The 24,839-nt window shown below is 40.7% G+C and carries 24 protein-coding genes and 1 other RNA gene; 4 read left to right on the top strand and 21 right to left on the bottom strand.

Annotation, left to right across the window (positions count from 1 at the left end):
• Positions 1–234 precede the first annotated feature (234 nt).
• The 16 genes from tsaD to FC98_RS11140 form a co-directional block, all read right to left on the bottom strand.
• Entirely contained in the window at positions 235–1,281 is a 1,047-nt protein-coding gene (gene tsaD / locus FC98_RS11210; protein WP_040471261.1) for a tRNA (adenosine(37)-N6)-threonylcarbamoyltransferase complex transferase subunit TsaD, read from the bottom strand.
• A gap of 16 nt (positions 1,282–1,297) precedes the next feature.
• Entirely contained in the window at positions 1,298–1,873 is a 576-nt protein-coding gene (gene rimI, locus FC98_RS11205; protein WP_008856283.1) for a ribosomal protein S18-alanine N-acetyltransferase, read from the bottom strand.
• Positions 1,857–2,582 (bottom strand): tRNA (adenosine(37)-N6)-threonylcarbamoyltransferase complex dimerization subunit type 1 TsaB, encoded by a 726-nt coding sequence (tsaB, locus tag FC98_RS11200; RefSeq protein ID WP_054655610.1) that lies wholly within the window; start codon positions 2,580–2,582, stop codon positions 1,857–1,859. Before tsaB ends, rimI begins: the two co-directional genes overlap by 17 nt.
• A 2-nt stretch (positions 2,583–2,584) precedes the next feature.
• Entirely contained in the window at positions 2,585–3,358 is a 774-nt protein-coding gene (locus FC98_RS11195; RefSeq protein ID WP_054655608.1) for an acyl-[acyl-carrier-protein] thioesterase, read from the bottom strand.
• A 20-nt stretch (positions 3,359–3,378) separates the two neighbouring features.
• On the bottom strand, positions 3,379–4,254 hold the full coding sequence (gene rsmI / locus FC98_RS11190; protein ID WP_008856286.1) for a 16S rRNA (cytidine(1402)-2'-O)-methyltransferase: 876 nt from the start codon (positions 4,252–4,254) through the stop codon (positions 3,379–3,381).
• Positions 4,255–4,263: 9 nt separating this feature from the next.
• Complete coding sequence (locus tag FC98_RS11185; protein WP_040471236.1) at positions 4,264–4,596, bottom strand: DNA replication initiation control protein YabA; 333 nt, start codon at positions 4,594–4,596, stop codon at positions 4,264–4,266.
• A 21-nt stretch (positions 4,597–4,617) separates the two neighbouring features.
• Positions 4,618–5,628, bottom strand: coding sequence for a DNA polymerase III subunit delta' (gene holB, locus FC98_RS11180; RefSeq protein WP_008856288.1), 1,011 nt, complete (start codon positions 5,626–5,628; stop codon positions 4,618–4,620).
• Between the two features lie 12 nt (positions 5,629–5,640).
• On the bottom strand, positions 5,641–5,967 hold the full coding sequence (locus tag FC98_RS11175) for a cyclic-di-AMP receptor (protein ID WP_008856289.1): 327 nt from the start codon (positions 5,965–5,967) through the stop codon (positions 5,641–5,643).
• Positions 5,968–5,970: 3 nt separating this feature from the next.
• Complete coding sequence (tmk, locus tag FC98_RS11170; protein ID WP_054655604.1) at positions 5,971–6,621, bottom strand: dTMP kinase; 651 nt, start codon at positions 6,619–6,621, stop codon at positions 5,971–5,973.
• A gap of 232 nt (positions 6,622–6,853) precedes the next feature.
• Positions 6,854–7,120 carry a YaaL family protein gene (locus tag FC98_RS11165; RefSeq protein WP_056949576.1) on the bottom strand — a complete coding sequence of 89 codons (267 nt, stop codon included), beginning with the start codon at positions 7,118–7,120 and terminating at the stop codon, positions 6,854–6,856.
• A gap of 15 nt (positions 7,121–7,135) precedes the next feature.
• The gene (gene recR / locus FC98_RS11160; protein ID WP_008856293.1) at positions 7,136–7,735 is read right to left on the bottom strand and encodes a recombination mediator RecR; all 600 of its coding nucleotides are present in this window, start codon (positions 7,733–7,735) and stop codon (positions 7,136–7,138) included.
• A gap of 22 nt (positions 7,736–7,757) precedes the next feature.
• Complete coding sequence (locus FC98_RS11155; protein WP_040471237.1) at positions 7,758–8,069, bottom strand: YbaB/EbfC family nucleoid-associated protein; 312 nt, start codon at positions 8,067–8,069, stop codon at positions 7,758–7,760.
• Between the two features lie 16 nt (positions 8,070–8,085).
• Positions 8,086–9,852 (bottom strand): DNA polymerase III subunit gamma/tau, encoded by a 1,767-nt coding sequence (gene dnaX, locus FC98_RS11150; RefSeq protein ID WP_056949575.1) that lies wholly within the window; start codon positions 9,850–9,852, stop codon positions 8,086–8,088.
• Between the two features lie 473 nt (positions 9,853–10,325).
• Positions 10,326–10,412, bottom strand: an RNA gene (gene ffs / locus FC98_RS14380) — signal recognition particle sRNA small type.
• Positions 10,413–10,457: 45 nt separating this feature from the next.
• Entirely contained in the window at positions 10,458–10,931 is a 474-nt protein-coding gene (gene tadA / locus FC98_RS11145; protein WP_008856296.1) for a tRNA adenosine(34) deaminase TadA, read from the bottom strand.
• Positions 10,932–10,940: 9 nt separating this feature from the next.
• A complete protein-coding gene (locus FC98_RS11140; protein ID WP_056949574.1) occupies positions 10,941–11,549 on the bottom strand; it encodes a class I SAM-dependent methyltransferase in 609 nt (202 codons plus the stop codon).
• 157 nt (positions 11,550–11,706) lie between these two features.
• On the opposite strand from FC98_RS11140, the gene nrdH reads away from it, so the two are divergent.
• From nrdH to nrdF, 3 genes are all read left to right on the top strand, one after another.
• Entirely contained in the window at positions 11,707–11,937 is a 231-nt protein-coding gene (gene nrdH, locus FC98_RS11135) for a glutaredoxin-like protein NrdH (RefSeq protein WP_040471263.1), read from the top strand.
• Between the two features lie 105 nt (positions 11,938–12,042).
• The gene (nrdE, locus tag FC98_RS11130) at positions 12,043–14,208 is read left to right on the top strand and encodes a class 1b ribonucleoside-diphosphate reductase subunit alpha (RefSeq protein ID WP_056949573.1); all 2,166 of its coding nucleotides are present in this window, start codon (positions 12,043–12,045) and stop codon (positions 14,206–14,208) included.
• Positions 14,209–14,218: 10 nt separating this feature from the next.
• Positions 14,219–15,175, top strand: a complete 957-nt coding sequence (nrdF, locus tag FC98_RS11125) for a class 1b ribonucleoside-diphosphate reductase subunit beta (protein WP_054655600.1) — start codon at positions 14,219–14,221, stop codon at positions 15,173–15,175.
• Between the two features lie 279 nt (positions 15,176–15,454).
• On the opposite strand, the gene FC98_RS11120 is transcribed toward nrdF, so the two are convergent.
• The 4 genes from FC98_RS11120 to FC98_RS11105 all read right to left on the bottom strand — a co-directional run bounded on the left by FC98_RS11120 (position 15,455) and on the right by FC98_RS11105 (position 20,310).
• A complete protein-coding gene (locus tag FC98_RS11120; protein ID WP_008856301.1) occupies positions 15,455–16,450 on the bottom strand; it encodes a D-2-hydroxyacid dehydrogenase in 996 nt (331 codons plus the stop codon).
• 114 nt (positions 16,451–16,564) lie between these two features.
• Entirely contained in the window at positions 16,565–18,031 is a 1,467-nt protein-coding gene (locus FC98_RS11115; protein WP_056949572.1) for a UDP-glucose--hexose-1-phosphate uridylyltransferase, read from the bottom strand.
• A gap of 2 nt (positions 18,032–18,033) precedes the next feature.
• The gene (galE, locus tag FC98_RS11110) at positions 18,034–19,038 is read right to left on the bottom strand and encodes a UDP-glucose 4-epimerase GalE (RefSeq protein ID WP_008856303.1); all 1,005 of its coding nucleotides are present in this window, start codon (positions 19,036–19,038) and stop codon (positions 18,034–18,036) included.
• A gap of 105 nt (positions 19,039–19,143) precedes the next feature.
• Positions 19,144–20,310 (bottom strand): galactokinase, encoded by a 1,167-nt coding sequence (locus FC98_RS11105; RefSeq protein ID WP_172633915.1) that lies wholly within the window; start codon positions 20,308–20,310, stop codon positions 19,144–19,146.
• A gap of 280 nt (positions 20,311–20,590) precedes the next feature.
• On the opposite strand from FC98_RS11105, the gene FC98_RS11100 reads away from it, so the two are divergent.
• Positions 20,591–21,961: a sugar porter family MFS transporter gene (locus FC98_RS11100; protein ID WP_008856305.1), complete on the top strand. Its 1,371-nt coding sequence runs from the start codon at positions 20,591–20,593 to the stop codon at positions 21,959–21,961.
• A 92-nt stretch (positions 21,962–22,053) separates the two neighbouring features.
• Here the strand turns inward: FC98_RS11100 and mprF are convergent, their stop codons facing one another.
• Positions 22,054–24,615, bottom strand: a complete 2,562-nt coding sequence (gene mprF, locus FC98_RS11095) for a bifunctional lysylphosphatidylglycerol flippase/synthetase MprF (protein WP_056949580.1) — start codon at positions 24,613–24,615, stop codon at positions 22,054–22,056.
• Between the last annotated feature and the right edge of the window lie 224 nt (positions 24,616–24,839).

Below are 24,839 nucleotides of genomic sequence, written 5' to 3'. Positions count from 1 at the left end.
GCGACCACCCACATACTAAACTCATCCTTTGTAGTATGTAGATGTTAAAAGCCGAATTAGGTTCACAGATACTATCCCTATCGAAGATTGTTAGTTAATGGCAATCAATTTGGTGCTATCAATTATTTGAAGCTAAAAAGATAAACCTCCTAAACAAAAACAATCCAAGCGTAAATTTGAGTAAGAGCTAATCATCATTAACTTCCTAATCGAATTTACGCTTGGATTGTTTTTTTATTCAATTGATTGAGGTTGTTTAAGCCAGTCAAACTCCAAGCCTGGATCTGCGTTCAACGTTGCATCAGCCCGCACATGATGACGATAAAGCATTTCACCTGCGGCCCCAATCATGGCCGCGTTGTCACCACATAACGAGAGTGGGACAAGCTCAAGCTTTGTTTGAGAGAAGTGCTTCATATCCTCAGTAAGCCGGTCTCGAAGCCCCTTGTTAGCTGCAACGCCCCCTGCTAAAATCAGTTGTTTAACAGGATAGTCGTGTAACGCCCGCACCGTTTTGTCAGATAAAACATCAATAACTGCTTGCTGGAAACTAGCAGCTAAGTCGTCTTTATTAAGCTGTTTATGAATCTGATCCGCATGATGGACGGTATTAATAAAAGCACTCTTTAGACCGCTAAAACTAAAATCAAAGCTTTCATCATTATCCATCGCCCGTGGAAACTTAAACGTATCATGGCCGCGATGTGCCATTTCGTCAACGGGTTTTCCAGCTGGGTAATTGATTCCTAATACCCGGCCAATTTTATCATAAGCTTCTCCAGCCGCGTCGTCGCGAGTCTCACCAATAATCTCAAACTTATTTTCTGTGGGCATATAGACTAATTCAGTGTGACCACCGGAAACAACTAACGCCATTGCTGGAAATTCAATCGGTTCAACTAAATGTGCCGCATAGATATGTCCAGCCAAATGATTAACTGGGATCAATGGTAAGCCATGTGCCCAAGCAACCACTTTAGCTGCCGTCACACCGATTAACAATGCCCCGACAAGCCCAGGACCATATGTCACGGCAACAGCTGTCAAATCATCATAGTCAACCTCCGCTTGGTTGAGTGCGTCTTCTATACAGCTCGTTATCTGTTCAATGTGATGGCGGCTGGCAACTTCTGGAACAACCCCACCAAACCGTTGGTGGCTTTTAATTTGGGTTGCAACAATGTTTGAAAGAATCGTATCACCATTTTCAATAACGGCAACCGACGTTTCGTCACAACTACTTTCAAAGGAAAGGATTAAATTTCTCGTCACTAATTCCATCTCATTTCTATCATCTTTAACCAATCTTAGTAATATCTAATATCATGTTAAGGGCATCTTCACGGTCATTGTAATAATAGTCTTTCTTGAGACCATTATCGATAAACCCAATGTCTCGATATAACTTTTGAGCGCGCGTATTGCTTACCCGAACCTCTAGAGTAACCTTATCATACTCCATTTGCCGGGCTTTCTTAATAATTGTGGTTACCAAAAAATACCCTAATCCATGATTTTGAAAATTAGGGGCTACCGCAACGTTTGTGATATGACAATCTCTTGTATGATCGTTCAATGAGCAACCAATAAACGCAACCAGCCAGTCATTTCGTCGCAAGACTAAATATAACCGGTCATTTTTTCTCATCAACTCGCTTCGAAATGCCCGGTCATCCCAAGGGGTTTGACCACCATAGACGGCTCGTTCAATTCCTAAGATCTCCGGGATATCAGGAATCATCGCTTTTGCTAGAAAGTATTTAATCCCATTGATCTCCACGTCGTGATTCTTGATATCCAAGTATCGTTGCCGTAATTGAGCTTCCTTATTATAAAAATTTTTATTAAACCAAGTTTTAAATTTTTTCAACATAATGATGGGTATCCTCGTTAGGATGAACTTTTTGCCAATCGGCTTCGGCCTTTGTTAACCGTAAGTATCGTGGCACAACCGCGTCGATATTCGAAACTGGCGCAAGGCTGCGGCCATAGTTGCCTAGTCGAGCAGCATTCGGGATGTCGGTTAATTTATCAGCAATAATCAACCGGTCAGCCAAAGACTCACGTAACTGTGATTCAAATGCAGCCGTATCACCCATAATCATAATTTTCTCATCGTAATGATTCAATAATTTTACCCAGTCAGTCAAGTTGGTGTGTTGATCTTCAATCACTGTGACTGGCCTGCCGGTATCATCGAGTTTATAGAGACCGGTAAACATATTTTGATTACGGCCATCAAAAATTGGGTTAAGAAACACATTGGGACGAGAAACATTTAGACAGAGGGTCAATAAGCTTGACACCATTGTTAACTCAATGTGCAACGTAGCTGCAATTGTTTTTGCTGCCGTAACAGCCATTCTGATGCCCGTATATGACCCGGGCCCAGCGGCAACCACGACCCGATCCAAATCAGTTGGAACCAAATCAGCTTTTTTAACGAGGTCTTCAATTACCGGCATCAAGAACTCAGCGTGCTTCCGATGGGTTGTAAGCGTCGTTTCCGCTAATAAATTATCATCATCCATAACCGCTACCGAAAGTGGACGGTTAGAAGTATCAATTGCTAAAATTTTCATTATTAATTATTACCCTTTGTGTTATTTTGACGCCAAATAAACATTGCACTTGCTGAAATCTCATCATTGGCAGTAATTTCATGAACTGTTTTAATTCTATCATGATCCTGAGAATCAACAACTACTGAGCTCGTAACCAAGTTGCCATATTTAACTTCATTATCAAAACGAATGTCGATCTGTTTTGGCGTATGAGTATCTAAAAATTCCATCGATAAAGCATCCGTCATCCACTCTAAGTAGTGAGAATTGTTGACGTGACCGTTAAAATCAATATCACTACACCGAACTTGATACTTCTTTGCTGTCGCGTCTGCCAAATTCTTAATGATTTCAGGCCTAGGCAATCGTGGTACCCGCTTTACCTTTTCAGAATGGTAAGGCGCGATGATTTCGTCAGTCATGGGCGTAATCTTACGTTTCTTCTCATCCATCAAGACCCACACACTTTCGACCTTTACTAATTCGTTTCCCTGCTCATCATGGAGCCAAAACTCACGATATGCAAAATAGCGGTTATAGGAGGTTCCCCTGGTTGTCATCTTAACCGTTGCGTTATTAGTGGGTAACCTGTTAATTTTAATCGAGTATGAAATAACCACCCAACCAATCCCAAACTTAGAAATGAGGGCCGCTTGATCAACCCCGAGCTCGGTATTTTGATGTTCTGAAGCTAAGATTAAGATGTTAATTAGCATTGGAATCGTAACCTGGTTATTAACGTCACATTCATAAAATGGAATTGTGTGGTATTCACTAAATTCTTTGGCAGCCATGGGCACTTCTTCTTTCTATATTACTTAATGTCGTGGTATTCGTTATAAACAATTTGTTTTCTGACACCGTGATCCTTAGCAACTCGTTTAATTGCTTCATTAACACTAAGGCCATTCTTAATATGGAAATCAACCTGTTGGTTTGTACTCATTCCCTCAAGTGGATTGTTATCTGCAATTTGTGGATTAGCATTTCCTGCCACTATCATAACAAATTCCCCACGGATTTCAGTCGTATCTGCCCACTGATAAAGTGCACCCAAGTCACCACGAATAAATTCCTCGTGTTTTTTAGTCAACTCCCTGCAAAGGGCAGCGTGACGCTTTTCACCGAAATGGGCTAATAAAGCTTTTAACGTTTTTTTTAACCGATGAGGGGCTTCGTAAAAAATCAGCGTCTCTTGATAATTTTTGAGGTTATCAAGTTCTTCCCGCTGATCTTTAGGCTTACGGGGCAGAAAGCCATAAAAATAAAAGGGTTGGGGTGAAATCCCAGAAGCAATCAATGCTGTTAGTCCTGCGTTTGCACCTGGTAATGGCACAACTCGGATTGACTGACTGATACAGGCAACGACTAGTTCATGACCTGGGTCACTAATTGAAGGCATCCCCGCATCACTAACCTGGGCAATCGTAATTCCCTGTTTTAGCTTTGCAATTAACTCTGGAATCCGCTGATTGGTATTATGCTCATGGAAACTCATTTGCTTAGTCTCAATTTCAAAATGGTTTAGTAGCTTCTGGGTATTTCTAGTATCTTCAGAAGCAATCAGATCAGCATTCTTGAGCACCTCAACCGCTCGATATGTCATGTCACCCAGATTACCAATTGGGGTTGGGACCAAATAAAGTGTTCCGTATTTAGCTGCTGGATCAAAACTTTTCTGCGTTTCCACAATTATCCCCTAGTCTCTTCTACCATATATAATGTCAGTACAAAAAATACAATCCTCATCATTTTCTCGGCGTTTGCCATAATATTCATTACAAACGTGAAACCCCTCATTGTACAACTTCTCGAGGTTTTTACGAGATTTTGATAACTGCGGTGAGTTTTGACCAACCTTTTCGGTGATCTCCGTTACCCGCTCCCGTAAATGCTGGTTTTCAATTTCTAATTCTGCGTTCTTTTCCATCAATTCAATCAAAGATTCATGTAAATGAGAGAAATTAGCCGCAGTGGCGTTAAGTCGAGTATCCATCTCTTTTAATTCATCATATAAGCTTTGGGATTCCACGATTTTATCACCTTTCAATAATTATGACTTGGCAACTTTGAGAATTTTTAATGTGACTGATTCGACAATGTTTTGGAAATTAACATTAACCGTCATACTACTGTTCATTGCCAAAAGGTCATCAAGAATTGTCATCAACTGCTGGCTAGTCCAATCAGTCGCCGCTTGATGCATTTGATTAGTTGCCGCTGGATATTTAACGTTCTTATCATCCAACGTGCCATATTTAATCCCTAATACATCATCAAATATATTAATCATCATGGTCAAAATAATCCGCTGACGATCCTTACCACCAACCTCTGGCATCAACGCCATTTGAATAAACGGCATTGCCATTAAATCATCCTTAACTAAATAACTGAACCATTTAGTGATCGTTTTTTGCATCTCACCAAACCAATCATCCTTAATCAATTCATCAATTTCATTTCGACTGTTTGTAATTGCCATTAACAAATTAATCTGGCTTGGCAGCACGCCACTTTGTTTCAATTCAGCAACCATTTGTGGCTTACTCAAACTCGGGAATTCAACGACCTGTGTTCGGGAGATAATTGTTGGTAATACTAAATTACGATTCTGGCTAATTAAAAAGCTAACAACGTTTCCTGTAGGCTCCTCAATAAACTTAAGCAAACTATTTGCAGCGCCGGTTGTCATCTTTTCGGCCCCTGAAATGATAAACACTTTCTTAGAGCCTTCCATCGCGCTCTTAGTAAATTCGCTCTTAACGTGACGAATCTGATCAACTTTAATGCTTTGACCATCCGGCTTCGTAACAACAACATCTGGATGATCATAATGCATAATTCGGATACATTCTGGACACTTTCCGCATGGCACCCCGTCTTGAACATTAGTGCAAAAAAGCCGCATGGCTACTCCCATAGCGACTGAAAATTGACCAGCCCCATCCTCACCAGTAAATAAATAGGCGTGGGACAGTTCATTATTGCTGACTAAATTCATAAATTGATTAAACAGCTGTGGTTGCTTTTTTTGAGCAACTGCAACAACGTTTTCTGCCATGAAAGGTCCCTTCTAAAATTGATGGAATTGTTCAATTGGCAATACCATCACAGTAGCACCGCCAACCTGGACTTCAATTGGAAATGTATGCTCCGCCGTATCTCCGTTCAAACTAACGGGTGGTGTCATAAACTGCTGGCGAGCAGAACAAGTTTCCTTAATTAAACTCAGTACTAAATCCACTTTGTCATCGTCAATCGCAATCAAATAAGTGGTGTTACCTGCCCGCAAGAAACTACCAGTGGTTGAAAACCGAGTGGCAATGATATCGTGGGCTACAAACACTGATCGTAATTTATTAGCATCCTTGTCCTGAACGATTGCAATTACTAATTTCATAAATCAACTCTCCTTAAAATACTCAGCTGCAATTTGGTGAATCGTGTCAAGCGTATCCGCCACAACCTGACTAAAGGATTGGGTCGCGTCAATTGTGACAAACCGGTCTGGATTATTTTTCCTAATTTCCATATAACCGGCATGAACTCGTTTATGAAATGCTGTTGTTTCCACATCTAATCGATCAATCTTGCTACTATCACGATGCTTGGATATCCGATTTAAACCGATTTCAACTGGAATGTCGAAGTAAATTGTTTTGGCTGGCAATAATGCTTCGGTCGCAAATTCATTCATTCGGGCAACCTGATCCATCCCAATTCCCCGGCCAGCACCTTGGTATGCCACCGAACTATCGACGTATCGATCACATAGAACTAATTTACCAGCATCGAGCGCTGGCAAAATTGTTTCAATCAAATGCTGTCTTCTGGCAGCGGCGTAGAGAAGTGCTTCAGTTCGATAATCCATTTCGGTATTATCCCGATTTAAAATGACGTGACGGATTTCTTCAGATATTTTATTGCCACCGGGTTCTCGAGTAACCAACAAACGATTACCAATTTCTTGTTTGATCGGGACAATTACTTTGTTCATCACCGAAGTCTTGCCAGCCCCATCAGGACCTTCAAACGTTACAAACTTGCCATTCATCCCAATTCCTCACTCCTACATTTAAGTTAATTGTACGATATGTTGTTTTGCCTGTCTATTTCAAAAGAAAAAAGTGACTCGTCATTAATTTATGCATTGCCGCTATCACTAATCAAGAAGGTCATTGCAAAATACATAAATTAGTTATGAGTCACTCTTTTGCCATAACGATATCAGGCATCATCTGATTCTCAAAATAGATTGGCTTAATCTTCTTAAAAGTTACCATCAACTATTCGAATTCATTACGATCATAGCTAATGACGGATGGTTGAATTTGGTCATTCTTAATTTTTCGAATCCGAGCTTCTTTATATATGAAAAAATATTTTTGGCGTGCCAAAGCCGTTTCCTGTTCCATTTCGATATCACTATCAGCGACGGCGTTTTGAGTCTGAGCAGCGTGATCCCACTCTTCCTTTAAATTGTTTATTAATGCCAGGAGCCGCTCGTCATATTCAGCTTTTACATTTCGATGTTTCCACCGGTTGAAAAACATCTTGCACACCCCTTATTAAATTTCAGTTCGTCCTTGTACCGCCTTAAATAGTGTCACTTCATCGGCATACTCAATATCAGACCCAACGGACAATCCGTGAGCCAGCCGGGTTACCTTGATACCAGCCGGTTTGATTAATTTACTCAAATACATTGCAGTTGCTTCACCCTCAGGCGTTGCATTTGTGGCCACAATGACTTCCTTAACTTCTTTGTTTTGCTGTAGCCGCTTAATTAAAGAGCTGATATTAAGATCTTCAGGCCCCTTACCCTCAATCGGTGATAATACGCCATGTAAAACGTGATAGAGACCGTGGTATTCTTGAACCCGTTCCATGACCATAACGTCTTTTGGTTCCTCAACCACCAGGATGGTCGATTGATCTCGATTCTTATCCCGACAAATTTCACAAGGGTCCTCATCGGTTAAATTACCACAAATAGAACAATAATGAAGATCCTTCTTAGTGGCAATAAGGGCTTTGGAGAACGCCAAAACATCGTCTTTATTCATATCAACAGTGTAAAATGCTAGCCGGGTGGCTGTCTTACTGCCAATTCCAGGAAGCTTCATGTAACTATCAATTAATTTAGCAATTGGTTCTGGATATTGCATAATTTTCCCTTCTAAACACGGCTTACATTCCTGGAAGACCCTTTGTGTACTTACCTAGGGTTTGTTGCGTCGTCTTTTCAACTTTGGTTAAGCCATCGTTAACAGCAGCTAATACTAAGTCAGCAAGCATCTCCGGATCATCAGGATCAATTGCCTCAGGCTTAATTCGAATATCCGTCATCTTACGTTCTCCGTTGAAGGTCACTTTAACCATGTCATCTGGTGCAACACCAGTAAATTCCTGTTGCTTTAAGTTGTCTTGTTCCTCTGCCAGTTGCTTTTGCATCTTTTTCATTTGCTTCATCATATTATTTCTATTCATACCATTCATCATCGTCATATTCCTCCAATTAATCGTTTTTAATATCTAAAATTTCTTTTCCAAATAGTTCTTCAGCCTTCTTAACGACGGGTTTCTCGTTCTCATCATCGCTAGGCTCAGCTTTTGGGTCTGGATCAGCCGCTTCCTGCTTGCCAGTTGCCAGCTTAGCCTTATGACTTGCTAAATAGTCGCGGCGAATATCCGGCCATTGATTTTCGGGCACAAACACAATCTGTGGTGCCTTACCGACAATCCGATCAAGGTTATTCTCCAACGCATCCCTAAGCTCTCGATCCCCTTGGGCTTTTTGATATAGGAATGAATAGTCAAAGGAAACAATTACGCCATTGGCACTGGCAGCAACCGGCTTAGAAACATGCATCACCGCACGCTGGGTAACGGTCAAGGTATTCATCAAGTCTGGCCAAACTTCCTTAAACTGGTTCAACTGCTTTCGAGTTGCTGAACCAAGGATTGGATAAATTTTGGCAATCTCAACGTGTTCATTAACCGGCTTTGCTGCCACCGATTTCGGTGCCGACTGCACTGATTCACCTGGTTCGTCCGAATTGGTAACTGGCAACTGTTTTAAACTGTCAATTTCTTGCTGCAACTGAGCCACTTGGTCAGTTAACCTCGTAATTTGATCCGCAACCTTTGCGTTAGTTTGAGGCGCTGTCGCCGAGTTAACGGCTTTTGGTGAGCTGTTTTCATCGAGATGGGTAATTTTAACGGTTAAAACTTCAAGATAAACGTCTGGATGAGCAGTAAACCGTAATGAATTTGAAATCTCATTTAATTCATTAATCATCTGATAAATATCTTGGTCACTAATTTCACCACTCAGCTTTTTGAACTGATCATCAATAATCCCCAATTCCATTTGTTCAACCATCTGGGGATCTTGCTGATACAGGAGAATATCCTGACAGTAACTCGTTAGATCTTCAATGAATCGACTTGCGTCCTTACCACCATCAAGGATCTTCTGCACGGTCATCAGGGCACTCTTTGTATCTTTTTGATGGACCTGTTCCATGTACGTCGTTAGCAGCTCATTAGTCACGCTGCCTGTAACCAACAGTGCATTTTCATACGTAATTTGGTTATCCCCATAAGACATTGCCTGATCCAAGATACTTAAAGCATCCCGCATTCCGCCCTCAGCGGCCTTGGCAATGAGCTTAAGCGCCCGGTCGTCATAGGAAACGTCTTTTTGCTTAAGAATATATGCCATTCGCTCCAAAATATCCTTAGGCTTAATTCGTTTAAAGTCAAATTTCTGGGTTCGTGAGATGATAGTTGCAGGAATCTTATGAGGTTCAGTTGTCGCCAAGATAAAAATGACGTTTGTTGGCGGCTCCTCCAACGTTTTTAGCAGCGCGTTAAAAGCACCCGTTGAAAGCATATGAACTTCATCGATAATATAAACTTTATAGTCCGCTTGGGTGGGCGCATACTTAGCCTTATCCCTAATATCACGGATTTCTTCAACCCCGTTATTTGACGCAGCATCAATTTCAATAACGTCGTTTAGGCTGCCTTCATTAATTGCCTTACAAGTTTCACACTGATTGCAAGGTTCACCATCCTTTAAATAATGACAATTAACAGCTTTGGCAAATATTTTTGCCGCAGAGGTCTTCCCAGTTCCCCGGGGACCAGTAAACAAATAAGCGTGACTAATTTGTTTAGTAATTAAGGCATTTTTTAACGTCCGTGTAATTATCGACTGCCCAACGATTTCATCAAATCGCTGAGGCCGCCATACCCGATACAAAGCTTGATAGCTCATTACTAAACCCTCCAAAAAAGATAGCCCACTTTTAAAACAGTCAATAAAAACATCTCAATAATTATATGATGAAATGAAGAATAATGCCAATAGAAATGTGGGAAATACGTTGCCGACCAACTGAAGTTTATTAAGGCTACCGTGATCAATGAAAACTTTGTTTATAGATACGGCAACGCTATTACAGGATACTAAGAAACTGCTTTGTTTTACATAAACTAGGATTGCTCTGTAAAGTAGGGGCTCGCACATAAGCCTCGTCCCAGAAACCCAAGTTGGGAATTCCTAGCTTCTAGGCAATTTAAGAAACATGTCCCACCAAGCCGCTAACTGCCTATAATAAGCACACTTAAGAAAAATTCCAACCCGGAAATTTCCCTCGAGGGCGGTTTATAAACCGATTGCGAACCGCTTAATGCCACACTCTTTCACAAAAAAATCTCCCAGCAATATCTGCTGGGAGTCTAAATTTCATAATCAAGAGACACAAGGTCGATGATACTTAGTGCTGCTTCCTTCCGGATCTGACACAGTTCGTAACCCGACCCTTGTCTCAGGGCCTTGCGGCAATATCAATCATAACTTACTTTGATAAAAATTTCCAGTCAGTTTTTCTTTTTTCTTTTTCGGGCCGCTTTAAAAAAGTCCTTCATTATCTGAGAACACTGGTCGCTAAGGATTCCTTCGGTGACATTAACTTGATGATTAAGCCGTGAATCGCCAAGAACTTGGTACAAACTTTCAACCGCACCGGCCTTAGGATCTCTAGAACCAAAGTAAACAGACCGAATTCGCGAATTGATGATTGCCCCTGAACACATGAGACAGGGTTCAATCGTGACGTATATATCACAATCAATTAAACGCCAACTATTCAAGGCCCCACAAGCTTCTTGAATCGCCATGATCTCAGCATGCGCGATGCCATCATTTAAATGCTCCCTTAAGTTATGGCCACGGCCAATAATTTTACCGTCATAGACAATCACTGCACCGATTGGAACCTCCCCAATTATAAACGCCTTTTGAGCCTCAACCAGCGCCGCCCGCATGAAATGGTCATTATTTGTTACTACCATGGTGCAACCTCACTTTTTAATGCTTTGTAAGATATAATAGCCTTTATCCCGTTTTAAAATATCACAATTGCCAAAAATCTGACCCATCAATTTCTTGGCAGACGGTGCTCCCTGTTTCTTTTGGAGCACGACAGTCAAGGTTCCCGTTGGCAAAAGATGGTCAGTGGCTCCAGCAATCATGGCATCAACAACTTTTTTACCAGCTCTGACTGGCGGATTAGTGACAATGGCCGCGTATTGATCATCAATTTGTTGATAAACATCGCTACTAAAAATCGTCACATTATCAACCTGATTATCAGCCGCATTCTTTTTGGCAAGGGAAAGTGCCAATTCGTTCACATCAACCATGTCAACGTGCCGGTTGGGAAATGCTTTGGCAATCGCAATTCCAATTGGACCATACCCAGTACCTAAATCAAGAATTTTTCCAGCTGGGATAATTGAATAATTGATATGATTGACTAAGATCCGGCTCCCATAATCGACAGTGTGTTTAGAAAACACACCGTTGTCTGAAGTGAACACTAAGTTGTTTTTTAACAGTGAAAAATTCCAGGTCATAGGCTTTGATTCAACATCCGGATTTTTTGAATAATAAAATTGATTATCGCTCATAAATTAGCTCCTGTTCTATTCTTTGGGAAGAATCCCATATTTTGTGGATTATCCAATTTGAATCACAATATCTTGTGTTCTTATCGTTGATTTTTCTCTCAATTAGTGTAAACTGTAACCATAAATGAAAAACGACTAGAAGGAGAAGATGATTGAAATGTCAAAAATCACTTTATATTCAAAGAATAATTGCATGCAGTGCAAAATGACAAAGCGTTACCTTACAGAACATAACGTTGCATTCGAAGAACACAATATCAACGAACAGCCACAGTATGTCGACTACCTCAAAAAGCGCGGATTTATGGCAGTCCCTGTCGTAGATGTCGATGGCAAACAAGCATTCAGCGGCTTTCGACCAGATCAACTGCAATCTATTGCTGGGTAATTAGTCTTTATCTATTTTACCATATCCAACTAATCACTTACGGGCGAAACCACAATTTGGTCTCGCTTATTTTATTCGCAAATTTAGGAAAGCGTGGTTCAAACTATGTCACTTCACAACCTAACAGACACCTCTTATTTTGACCTCAACAATGAAATTAACATTCCTGTTAACGGTCAAATTCCATTGCAGAAGGATCAAGAAGCCCTCCAAGCATTCTTAGACAAAAACGTTGGCCCAAACCTCGTTAAATTTGACAGCTTGAAAGCTCGCTTTAATTACTTAGTCGCCAATAACTACTATGAAAAAGACTTTATTAATAAATATGATTTTGATTTTATTGAAAAGCTATACAGCTATCTTCAATCCCAAGATTTTCACTTTAAATCATTTATGGCCGCTTATAAATTCTATGCACAATATGCGCTTAAGACTAACGATAACGATTCGTACTTAGAAACCTTTTTGGATCGAGTTGCCGTAAATGCACTTTATTTTGCGGATGGAAATGAAGACTTGGCAATGGCTTTGGCTGATGAAATTATTCACCAACGTTATCAACCGGCAACCCCATCGTTCCTAAACGCCGGCCGCGAAAACCGAGGCGAATTCGTCTCGTGTTTCTTAATTCAAACAACCGATGATATGAACACAATTGGCCGCACCATCAATTCTGCCCTTCAATTGTCAAGAATCGGTGGTGGCGTTGGCATTAACCTCTCTAACCTACGAGCTGCTGGTGATCCAATTAAACATATCGAAGGTGCTGCATCCGGCGTCGTTCCCGTTATGAAATTGTTAGAAGATAGTTTCTCATATTCTAACCAATTGGGTCAACGACAGGGTGCTGGCGTCGTCTATCTATCAGTCTTTCATCCGGACATCATTTCCTTCTTAGGTGCCAAAAAAGAAAACGCTGATGAAAAAATCCGCTTAAAGACACTCTCACTTGGGATAACCGTTCCTGATAAGTTCTATGAGCTCATTAAAGCAGACGCTGACATGTATTTGTTTAGTCCTTACGATGTTGAACGGGAGTATGGTAAACCATTTTCATACATTGATATTACTAAAGAGTATGATCGATTAGTTGCTAACGACAACATCAAGAAGACCAAGATAAAGGCTCGTGATCTTGAAACGGAGATTAGCAAGCTACAACAAGAATCTGGTTATCCGTATATTATCAACATCGATACCGCTAATCGAGTTAATCCAATCGACGGTAGAATCGTGATGAGTAACCTTTGTTCAGAAATTCTTCAAGTTCAAACACCATCAACGGTTGATAACGAACAACATTATATCAAACTTGGCAAAGATATTTCGTGTAACCTTGGTTCAACAAACATTAATAATATGATGAATTCAACTCATTTTGGTCATTCCATTGAAACTATGGTTCGGGCATTAACCTATGTAACCGATCATTCCAATATCGATGTGGTCCCTTCTATTCAAAAAGGAAACCACGAATCTCATTCGATTGGCCTGGGCGCAATGGGGCTTCATAGCTTCTTTGCAAAGCATCACATGCACTATGGTTCACCAGAATCAATTGAGTTTACCAGTACTTATTTTATGCTTCTTAATTATTGGAGTTTGGTTGCTTCTAACAAGATCGCCAAGGAACGCCATAAGACCTTCGATAACTTTGAAAAGAGCAAGTACGCAGACGGGACATATTTCGATAAATATTTCGAGAATTCTTATGCACCAAAATCAGATAAAGTAAAGGCACTATTCACAAATGATATGATACCAACCAAGGAAGACTGGCAGGCTTTGAAGGAATCTGTTATGAAATACGGCCTATACCATCAAAACAGATTAGCTGTAGCACCAAATGGTTCCATTTCATACATCAACGATACTACTGCCAGCCTTCATCCAATTATTAATCGAATTGAAGAACGGCAAGAATCAAAAATTGGCAAAATTTACTACCCAGCGCCATACCTCTCTAATGATACCATGCCTTATTACACATCAGCTTACGACATGGACATGCGAAAAGTGATTGACATTTACGCTGCCGCCCAGGAACATATCGATCAGGGAATGGCATTGACACTCTTCATGCGATCAACCATTCCAGCTGGACTGTATGAATGGAAAGATGGCCGAACTAATAAGATGACGACCAGAGATCTTAACATTCTTCGTAACTATGCTCATAAAAAAGGTGTAAAATCAATTTATTACATCCGAACTTTCACTGATGACCAACAAGAGGTTGGCTCAAATCAATGTGAAAGTTGCGTTATCTAGGGGGATCATAATGACTGAAAACTATAAAGCAATAAATTGGAACGCAATTGATGATCAGATTGATAAAGCAACCTGGGAGAAGCTAACCGAGCAATTCTGGTTAGATACCCGAATTCCGCTATCAAATGATCTATCGGATTGGCGTACGTTAGACGAAGATCATCAATGGGTTGTTGGCCACATTTTTGGTGGCTTAACCTTACTTGATACCTTACAGTCCCAAGAAGGAATGGCATCCCTGCGAAAAGACGTCAAAACTCAGCATGAGACTGCCGTTTTAAACAATATCCAATTTATGGAATCAGTGCACGCCAAAAGTTACTCATCGATTTTTTCAACCTTAAATACGCCGGAACAAATTGATGAAATCTTTGATTGGAGTGATACTGAGGAATTCTTACAAAACAAGGCACTTAAGATCCATGGTATCTACGTTAGCGAACCAGATCCGCTTAAGAAGAAAATTGCCAGTGTCTTCTTAGAAACATTTCTATTTTACTCAGGATTCTATACCCCACTTTGGTACCTTGGCCATAATAAAATTCCTAATGTTGCCGAAATCATCAAACTGATTTTACGGGATGAATCTGTCCACGGAACTTACATTGGTTACAAGTTCCAAATTGGTTATAATCAACTTCCCCAACCAAAACAGGAAGACTTGAAGAATTGGTTATACGATTTGCTCTACAAGCTTTACGCAAACGAAGAAAAGTATACTCATCTCTTATATGACCAAATTGGTTGGACAGAAGATGTCTTAACCTTCATTAGGTATAACGCCAATAAAGCGCTAATGAATTTAGGTCAAGATCCTCTCTTCCCAGATACTGCGGAAGATGTAAACCCGATCGTGATGAACGGGATCTCAACTTCAACTGCTAATCATGACTTTTTCTCTCAAGTTGGAAATGGTTATTTACTTGGCAACGTCGAGTCAATGAATGATAGTGACTATGATATTTAATCAATCACAAATTGACATTTAAACTAAAAGCAAACAAATTAAGACAGTAAGCACTTCAATTCTAGAAGTTAACGAAAAATCCCAATCATTCCGGGGCAAGGAATGATTGGGATTTTTGCTAACTAGCCGAGAGCAACCGTTTGTTTTAGCTAATCGATATAGAAGCCGCGACCAGATTGACCACACTAATCAGAAAGCTACGTAATGTCCCAAAACTAGAATTCTTAACTCACGCTAGCTTCTTTTAAGTTATCATCTTTTTATTTAACAAATTAACTACTAATTAACCTGATCGTCAACTTTGTTTCCTGAGGCCAACGCCTTTAAATTGTTCAAGGAAATAGTCACCATGTTCATTACTGATTTAGTTGTATGAAAGGCAGAATGTGGCGTGATTAACACATTAGGCATCATTGAGAGCTTAATAACGTCTGCATCGGTAACCTGTTTGGAAGATCGGGAATCTTGCAGGTCTGCCGACTCATTTTCAACCGTATCAATTCCCGCACCGGCAATTTCGCCACTTTGGAGTGCGTAAATCAAGTCGTCCGTATCGACAATTGACCCCCTAGCCGTGTTAATTAAAATGGCAGTATCTTTCATCAACTCGAACGTTTCATGATTAAATTGATGGTAATTGTCATCAGTTGCCGGCATGTGCAAACTGATAATATCACTTTGTGTAATCAGATCTGCCAAACTAGTTGTATATTGAAAGTCAAGCTTGGAATTCTTAATTGGATATTTGTCATATGCAATCACCTTTGCGCCAAGACCTTTAAATAGCTGAATTGCATGGCGGCCAATCCTGCCCGTCCCAACAATTCCGACCGTTTGTTCACTAATGAGGCGCCCCATAAAATCAGGCGAAAAATGAAATTGCTGTTTCTGTCTTAATTGTTGTTGCATATAACCTACTTTTCTTGTCAAATACAGGGCCATCGTTACTGCAAATTCTGCAATACTCTCCGGACTATATGCGGGAACATTCGTTATCGTCACGTCATTGTCCTTTGCTGCTTGTAGGTCAACATTATCCGTGCCAACGTTTCGCAATGCCAAGTACTTAATGCCGAACTTATTAAAAGCTTCGAACAAATCCCTTGAGTATGGAATTGTCTGCAAGCCAGAGATGCCATCACACCCCTGTGCTTCTTCAAGGGTTTCTGGGGTTAAAGTTGTCGTCGTGTACTGAACGTCAATTTGGTTATCCTTCCCCCACTTTTCAATAAACGGGATTTCATCATCCCTGACATTGTATGCAATAAATTTCATGAGGATCCTCCTAAAAATTTAAGAACTTAAAATAAATTACTCTTAATCATACCACAAAAAAAGGGCTCTTTAGACCACACACTTGTGTGGATCCAGACCCCTTCTATTATCAAATTAACTCAGTGTTTGAATGAACCGATCAAAGGCTGCTTGGCCCGATCCATTCCATTTATAGACGCCAGCATCTTCTAAAACCCTGGCGAACACTAATCCAACTTCTTTATCAATAACCGTTTCAACATTTCCTTTCGTGAAGTGATCACGTTGCTTCAATTGGTCAGCCCACGGCTTATGATACTCAGCAATCTGGTTATCTTCACCGAGAACATATTTTTCAACCTCTTTCATTTCCGTCTTCAATCGTGCAGGAAGAATTGCCCTGCCCATCACTTCAATTAGGCCAATATTTTCCTTCTTAATATGTTGAACATCCTTATGAGGGTGGAAAATCCCATCAGGGTAATCAGCAGAAGTCTGGTTATCACGCAACACAACGTCCATCTCGAACTTATCACCATTCATTCGAGCAATTGGGGTAACTGTATGATGACGGGTACCATCCGTGTATGCCCGGATGTCAACGGACTCGTCTGAGTAATCTTTCCAAGTCGCCGCAATCTTTGTGGCGGCATCAACGACTTTATTAGCATCCTCACTGAGCAACCGAATTGTTGCCATTGGCCATTTGACGATTCCAGCTTCCAAACCGTCAATTCCTAAATCAATCGGCCGATCAATCTTTGCCTTCATCATTGGAAAAGTATGACGCCCACCTTGATAGTGATCTTGGGCTAATAACGAGCCTCCCACAATTGGCAAATCAGCGTTACTACCTACAAAATAATGCGGCAGCTGCTTGATGATATCAGTTAAATTAACGAAGGTTCGCTGATTAATCGACATCGGAACGTGCTTTTGGTTTAAAAAGATAGCGTGCTCACCAAAATAGGCGTATGGCGAGTATTGAAATCCCCACGGTTCACCGTTAATCATCATTCGAATTACCCGATGATTACTTCGAGCTGGATAGCCTAATCTACCGAGGTACCCCTCGTTTTCAATGGCAAGCGGCCCTACAGGATAGCTAGTTGATTTCTTTCGGCCTGCAGCGGCAATTGCTTTGGGGTCTTTTTCAGGCTTAGACAAATTAATCGTGATTTCAAGATCACCATATGCCGTTTTCGTCTTATAGGAGATATTTTTAGCAATTGCCCGGGTCTTAATATAGTCGTTGCTTTGACTCAAATGATAAAAGTAATCAGTGGCTGCTTCGGGTGATTGCTGGTATCTCGTCCAAAAAATCGTGTTCAATTTTGACGGAATTGGTGTTAATAAATCCATTAACTGATCTTCTAGAATTTCTCGATTAGTGATTGAATCGGCAATTTTCCCATGACTAACGGCTAAATCAACCAATTCATTGGCAAGGTCAACAGCTGACTCATTTTTTGTTGCTTCACCAAAGCCATCCCCAATTAATCGAAAAACTAAATTCGTAACGTAAATTCGGTCAACATTCGTATAAGGTGAGTCCGACTGGATAATTAAATCGACAAACTTTTCAACGGCTGATTGGCTCATTATCACTTGTTTCCTTTCCGATCGTCGTAACCCTTTGGATGGGTTTGTTTCCAATTCCAAGCGGTCTTAATAATTTCATGAACGTCATCAAATTGTGGCTTCCAACCCAGAACTTTACGGGCCTTATCACTGGCAGCAATCAATGTACTTGGATCACCAGCTCGCCTTGGGCCCATTGTGGCAGGAATTGGCTTGCCGGTCACTTCCCTAGCCGCATCTAACATTTGCTTGTTTGAAAATCCAGTTGATGATCCCAAATTGAAAGCATCAGAATCATTTCCGGCCTGAAGATATTTCAATGCCAAGATGTGCGCATCCGCCAAATCAACCACGTGAACATAGTCCCGAACATTGGTGCCATCCGGCGTATCGTAATCGTCACCAAAGATCGTTAATTCATCACGTTCACCGGAGGCCACTTGTAAAATAATTGGTACGAGATGGGTTTCTGGGTGGTGATCTTCACCGATTGACCCGTCTGCTTTTGCCCCGGCAACATTAAAGTAACGTAATGCCACAAATTTAATGCCATAAGCAACGTCACTCCAATGCATAATCTTTTCCATGGCTAACTTACTTTCACCGTATGGATTGGTTGGCACCTGGGGATCCGTTTCCTTGATAGGGATTTGTTTAGGCTCACCGTACGTAGCCGCAGTTGATGAAAAGACAATTTTCTTCACATCGTGTTCATGCATCACTTCAAGTAAACTGATCATGCCACCCGTATTATTATCAAAGTATTTTAGTGGCTTTGCCATTGACTCTGGAACAACGGAAAAGGCTGCAAAGTGGATGACCCCTTCAATGTTTTCTTTATCAAAGACACTGTTCAGAAATTGCTTATCCCGAACATCCCCCTCATAAAAACGAGCCTTCTTATTAATTGCCGCTTTATGGCCAGTCACCAAGTTGTCGACAACGGCAACATCATAACCGTTTGCAATCAAGCGATCAACGGTATGAGAACCAATATAGCCAGCGCCACCTAATACTAAAATTGCCATTTAAATATCCTCCTTATTATCAAAAATCATTAAATTAATCTCAACCAAAAATAGTTTGTAATTAACAGTTTATGTCACCCATTACTAAGATTCACGCGATAGTCTTCATTTAATCTCTCTAGGACCATCCGAAACTTCAGCGATATAAAATTCCGCTGGGTGACCAATCGTTTTTTCGTAGACTTTCCCAACATTTTCCTTGAACGCATCAACTTTATCGCGGTCAACAATCGCAATTGCGCAACCACCAAAACCAGCACCAGTCATTCGCGCACCAATGACTCCCGGCTGTTTCCAGGCGGTTTCAGCAAGCGTGTCAAGCTCCTTGCCCGTTACTTCAAAATCATAGTGTAGGGAAATATGAGAAGCATTAATCAATTTGCCAAATTGTTGCAGATCGTTGTCAACTAACGCTTTCTTGGCTTGTAATGTCCGCTGATTTTCGAACACAGCGTGGCGGGCCCGCCGGATTAAAACATCATCGTTAATTAAATAACTGTTTTCATCAAATTCCGTTTCAGTTAAATCACCCAAACTGTTAATATCAAGCTTAGTTTGCAATCGTTTGAGTGCTTCCTCACATTGAGAACGCCGCTCGTTATACTTGGAATCCTGTAATTGCCGATGCTTTTTGGTATTCATAATCACAATCACGTTATGGCCTAGCTTCACAGGAACATAGTCGTAATCCAACGTGTTAGTATCAAGCAAAACAGCCTGATCCTTTTTCCCCATGCCGATCGCAAACTGATCCATAATCCCCGAATTAACACCAATAAAGTTGTTTTCAACAAGTTTCCCATACTTAACGAGATCTAGCTCTTTAATGTTAAGTGAAAAGACGTCATTCATGATTTCGCCCGTTAATAACTCGATTGCAGCAGAAGATGATAAGCCAGCCGCATCAGGCAAATTACCGTTAATCGCTAAATCAAATCCATGACCGATTTGATGCCCTTGATTAATGATCTCTGCCATCATTCCCTTAGGATAATTTGCCCAGCCATCAGCCTTATCATAGGCCAAATCATCTAAAGAAAAGGTAACAATCCCTTGATCGGCAACGTTAGCTGAGTACATTCGAACCTTATCGTCGTTGCGTTCGCCATAAGCGGCATATATTCCCATACTAATGGCACATGGAAAAACGTGACCACCGTTAAAGTCCGTATATTCACCAATCAAATTAATTCGCCCTGGTGAAAAAAATACACGGCTAGAATCATAACCAAACTTCTGTTTAAATTCAGTTTGGACATCTTCAGAAATCATAAATTTCATCCCTCTACTTTTATTTTAGTAAATTTTACTCAAATAGAATTTACCGCATTTTCACGCCGATGTCAACCATCATTGTGTGGCCTGATAATCAGAGTTATTAATAAACCATTTGTGATATAGGACCGCTATGATACCGATCTTGAGACTTTATTAAGTCACAGGGTGACCCAAATGGAAGCGCTTGACCTGATTAGAAATGATTTGTATACTAATATAGTAAAGTTCAGTAAATTTTACAATAAGAAAGTTAATTTAATTAGGGGGTTTTTAAATGGCTCAAGAATCAAATAACCAGACACACTGGGGCTTCGTTACACTAATTGCCCTGGCCGCTGGAATGGCTGGACTTTTATATGGATACGATACCTCGTGTATTTCCGGCGCAATTGGTTTTTTAAAGGATTTGTATCATCTATCACCAGCAATGGAGGGGTTAATTACCTCTAGTATTATGATTGGTGGTGTCGTTGGAGTTGCGTTCTCCGGCTTTCTAAGTGATCGCTTTGGTCGCCGAAAAATCCTGATGATTGGGGCAATTCTCTTTTTCTTTGCCGCCCTACTTTCAGCTTTTACGCGTACACCTGGGGAGTTAATCGCAGCTAGAATCATTGGTGGCTTGGGAATTGGACTATCTTCAGCCTTGGCAGTTACTTACATTTCCGAGGTTGCCCCGGCTAACATCCGGGGAACGCTTTCGTCACTTTATCAACTTCTCACAACAATTGGAATTTGCGTTACCTATTTTGTTAATTTAACGATTGTTAATTTGCACTCATATAATTGGACGCTATTCCATGGCTGGCGCTGGATGATTGGAATCGGTGCCTTGCCTGCACTGCTATTTTTCATTGCACTACTATTCGCACCTGAAAGTCCCCGTTGGTTAATCTCAAAAGAAAAGGTTGAACAAGGATTTAATATTCTAGTCAAGATTAATGGTGTTAAAGGTGCTCAAGACGAGATGACAACCATCGCAACGGCTATCCGGCGAGATCGTAACTCAACGCTAGCTAAACTATTCCAACCTGGGTTACGACGAGCCCTTTTCATTGGCATCTTCTTGGCGTTCTGTAACCAATCAGCTGGAATGAACGTCATTATGTACTATGGCCCCACGATCTTTAAAATGGCCGGATTCGGTGGTAATTCAGAATTTATGGCAACCGCTGGTGTTGGGGTTGTTAACATGCTAGCAACAATAATTGCAACGACTTTAATCGATAAGGCCGGCCGAAAACCACTCATGATGACCGGTTCAATTCTCATGACCATCTTTAGTTTGGCAATTGCCATGATGTTTGGTGGAAATAGCGGAATGATCCTCTTACTCTGTGTCTTTGGATTTGTGATCTCATTTGCTTTCTCAATGGGCCCAATTCCTTGGATTATGATCCCAGAGCTCTTTCCAACCTACCTTCGGGCCAGAGCTTCTGGAATTTGCACGGTGATCCTTTGGGGTGCTAACTTTGCCGTTGGTCAGTTTACACCAATGATGCTCAGTGCCTGGGGTGGCAAAATGACCTTTATCTTCTTTATGATCATGAATATCATTGGTTTCCTAGGTGTTTGGAAGTTCGTTCCCGAAACTAAAGATAAATCATTGGAAGAAATCGAATCCTATTTTATGCCAAAAGCTAAGTAACAGTATTCCTTCAACCAATTAATCTAAAAAAACGCAAGACCATTTTTGGGCCTTACGTTTTTTTCATTAACTACTAAATTAGATAACAACGATTACCTGTGATTCTTGCTATCAGTATCTAAGATTAAATCCCAGAGTTTAGGAATTCTAGCCGGGTTTTGGTTACGAGGCCGATTAACAATCAGCAAAACTTGAAGAACTGAGAAAACTAGGGAGCTACCACGATAGTACGCAATGTATTTCGATTCCCACTTATCCACATATTTATCTTTATAGGAACGTAACCCCTCAAAACTATAAAACTTATAGCCATACTGGTAAATCAAATGAACAATTCGTTCCTGGGTAAAGCTAAACCTTGAAGTCCCAACATTTGATAGTGGCGACATCCCCAGATCAAAGTATTTAAATCCCTTTTTGCGTGATTCCTCGTACAAATTAATCAGAACGCCATCCATAATTCCGGATGGTGCCTTAGCGGACGATCGCATCAAATCAATTGAGGTCGTGAGTTTATTGCCATCTGGCATAATATTTGCAAAAGCGACAATTTCACCAGCTGCGTTCTTCATGACAGCAATCGGCGCTTGCCGTAAATAGTAATCATCGAAAAAGCCTAAGGAAAAGCCCTTTTCACCCTTATTGCCAAGCCACTCATCAGAAATAGTCTTAAGTGTCTGCATAAACTCCTTAGTGAACGGTGGCGAAACGACTTCAAATTTAAACCCCTCACGATCAAATTTATGCATTAACGCCCGCTCACCACGATGGCGCTTGCCACTTAGGGTAAACTGATCGAGATCAACCAACCCATCTTCACCAGTTTTAATGAAATCAAAGCCACTCTCATGTAATTGCATCGTTAACGCCTGATTAATTTCATAGAAGATTAGTTTTAATCCCTGTTTATCAGCCGTTGTCATAAAGTTATCAATGGCTGCGCCAACCTTTGCCGGATTGCCAACTGGTTCACCCATTATTAAGAGTTTGTCAGCGACCTGTTTATACATAAAGAAAACTTGGTCAACACCATTTTCTTGATAAAAATAAATTTGCTTATCCCTCAAAAAAGCAAGATGGCTATTTTCATTGCCACCAAACTTATCGATCACTCCTCTGACCCGTTTTGCATCAAAGGGCTCACTCAACCAGCCTGGTCGGTATGCAGTTAAGTAGATGTTCGTAATAAATAATACGAGTATGGCAATTAGCAAGCCCACAAACCCAATTAGCCACACCGCCTCTGATGGAAATAAATAGGCAGCATCAAAGTGAAGCGGCGAATGCCTGTTTGCTGCAATTCCAATCATGGTATAAACCACGAAAGTAACAATAAATATCGAACTATTCAACACTAAAGCACCCCAGGAATTAGCCATTCGGTCCCGATAAAGAACGCCTCTTGACAGCCAAAGGGTTACTAAAATAACAACGAATACCGTAATCATCCGCCACGTGAACGCTTCATTAAACCAGGTATTTAGAATGGATAAAATCACCACCACAACCGTTGGCCAAAATGCCCGCTTAGTTCGGGCCCAAATACCGCTGCCTAACCCAATTAGTAAGAACGCCACGATAATGTTCATCATGTGACTCACAAAAAAGATTGAATATGGTACGAGCCGGATATACAGTCGGTTAGTAATCACAACGTTAGGGACCGTCGCAAATAAAAGCATCATGACCCCAGAAAAGTACATAAAACCGGTTAGGAAGACCTGTGCGACTCGCTGAATGATAATTCTAGGTAGTTCGTCCAAAAATTGGTTAAACTTATGACCAGTATCGTGAACAAATAGAATTGTCCCAACAATGAATGGCAGTAGATAATAAAACAATCGGTACAGTAAAATCCAGACCAAGGCGTCACTTCTAGCAACCCCAATGAATCCCAGGCCAATAATAATGAAAATATCAAAAGATCCCAAGCCACCAGGAATCATTGAAACAACACCAGCAACGTTAGCGACCACAAAAATTGGAATAACAAGGGCCAAATCGATTGGTAAATGCATTAAAAAACCGATTAAAATAAAGAATCCTAAAGCACTTCCCCATTCCAAAAAGGAACCTAGGGTCATCGTTAGCTCTTGACGAGTGGTTAAATCCTTAAAGAAATTCGAGTTATTAATTTTGGTAAATACAAATACGCTGGGAAAATAAGCAGCCCCACCCACTAGCCAAATCCAGTAATGGGCAAACATTGTCCCAATGCCAAAACCAAAAATCATCACTAAAGCTGTAAAACAAAGTAAAGAGAGCCCAGATACTAAAAATAGGGCCACCTTGGAGATCGCATAAAGGATTTGTTTTCTCGTAGCTCCCTTGCCATAAAAATGAGCTCGTAAACTGGCCCCTAGCAAGCCCCCAAAGCCTAATAAATTAGTGAAGGTGTTGACGACCCACCCGCTTCGAACAACGTACCCCGGCGAAAATTTAGTCGGTAAAAATTTAACAATTGAAAAATCATAAATCAACATCGGAATAATTGAAATGAACCCTATAACTAACATGATTGCCAAAGATTCTTTAGATTGACTAGCAAGCACGTTTTTGAATTGCTCCCCATTTACTTCGCGGATAATCTTTGCAAGTTGACGAACAACGAATATCAAAACTGAAAACACAAAGATTAGCTTGATAACCGTCATTCTTTTATCAACAAACTTCCTAAGCTTACTAAATGCGTTTGCCACTCTTCTCACCTCATAAAATGTAATTCTGTTCCATTATGCCAATTAAAGCGGCCGATAACAACAATCATGTCCAAAAATATGTATTAAAAAAACTGTGTATTGACGAACCTAATCATCAATACACAGTTTAGATTATGAATAGTTAAACTACTTCAGAGTAGTAACCATATCCCCCGTCA

Source organism: Lentilactobacillus kisonensis DSM 19906 = JCM 15041 (assembly GCF_001434135.1).
GTDB classification, from domain to species: domain Bacteria; phylum Bacillota; class Bacilli; order Lactobacillales; family Lactobacillaceae; genus Lentilactobacillus; species Lentilactobacillus kisonensis.
This window is presented reverse-complemented; position numbering and strand designations above follow the sequence as displayed.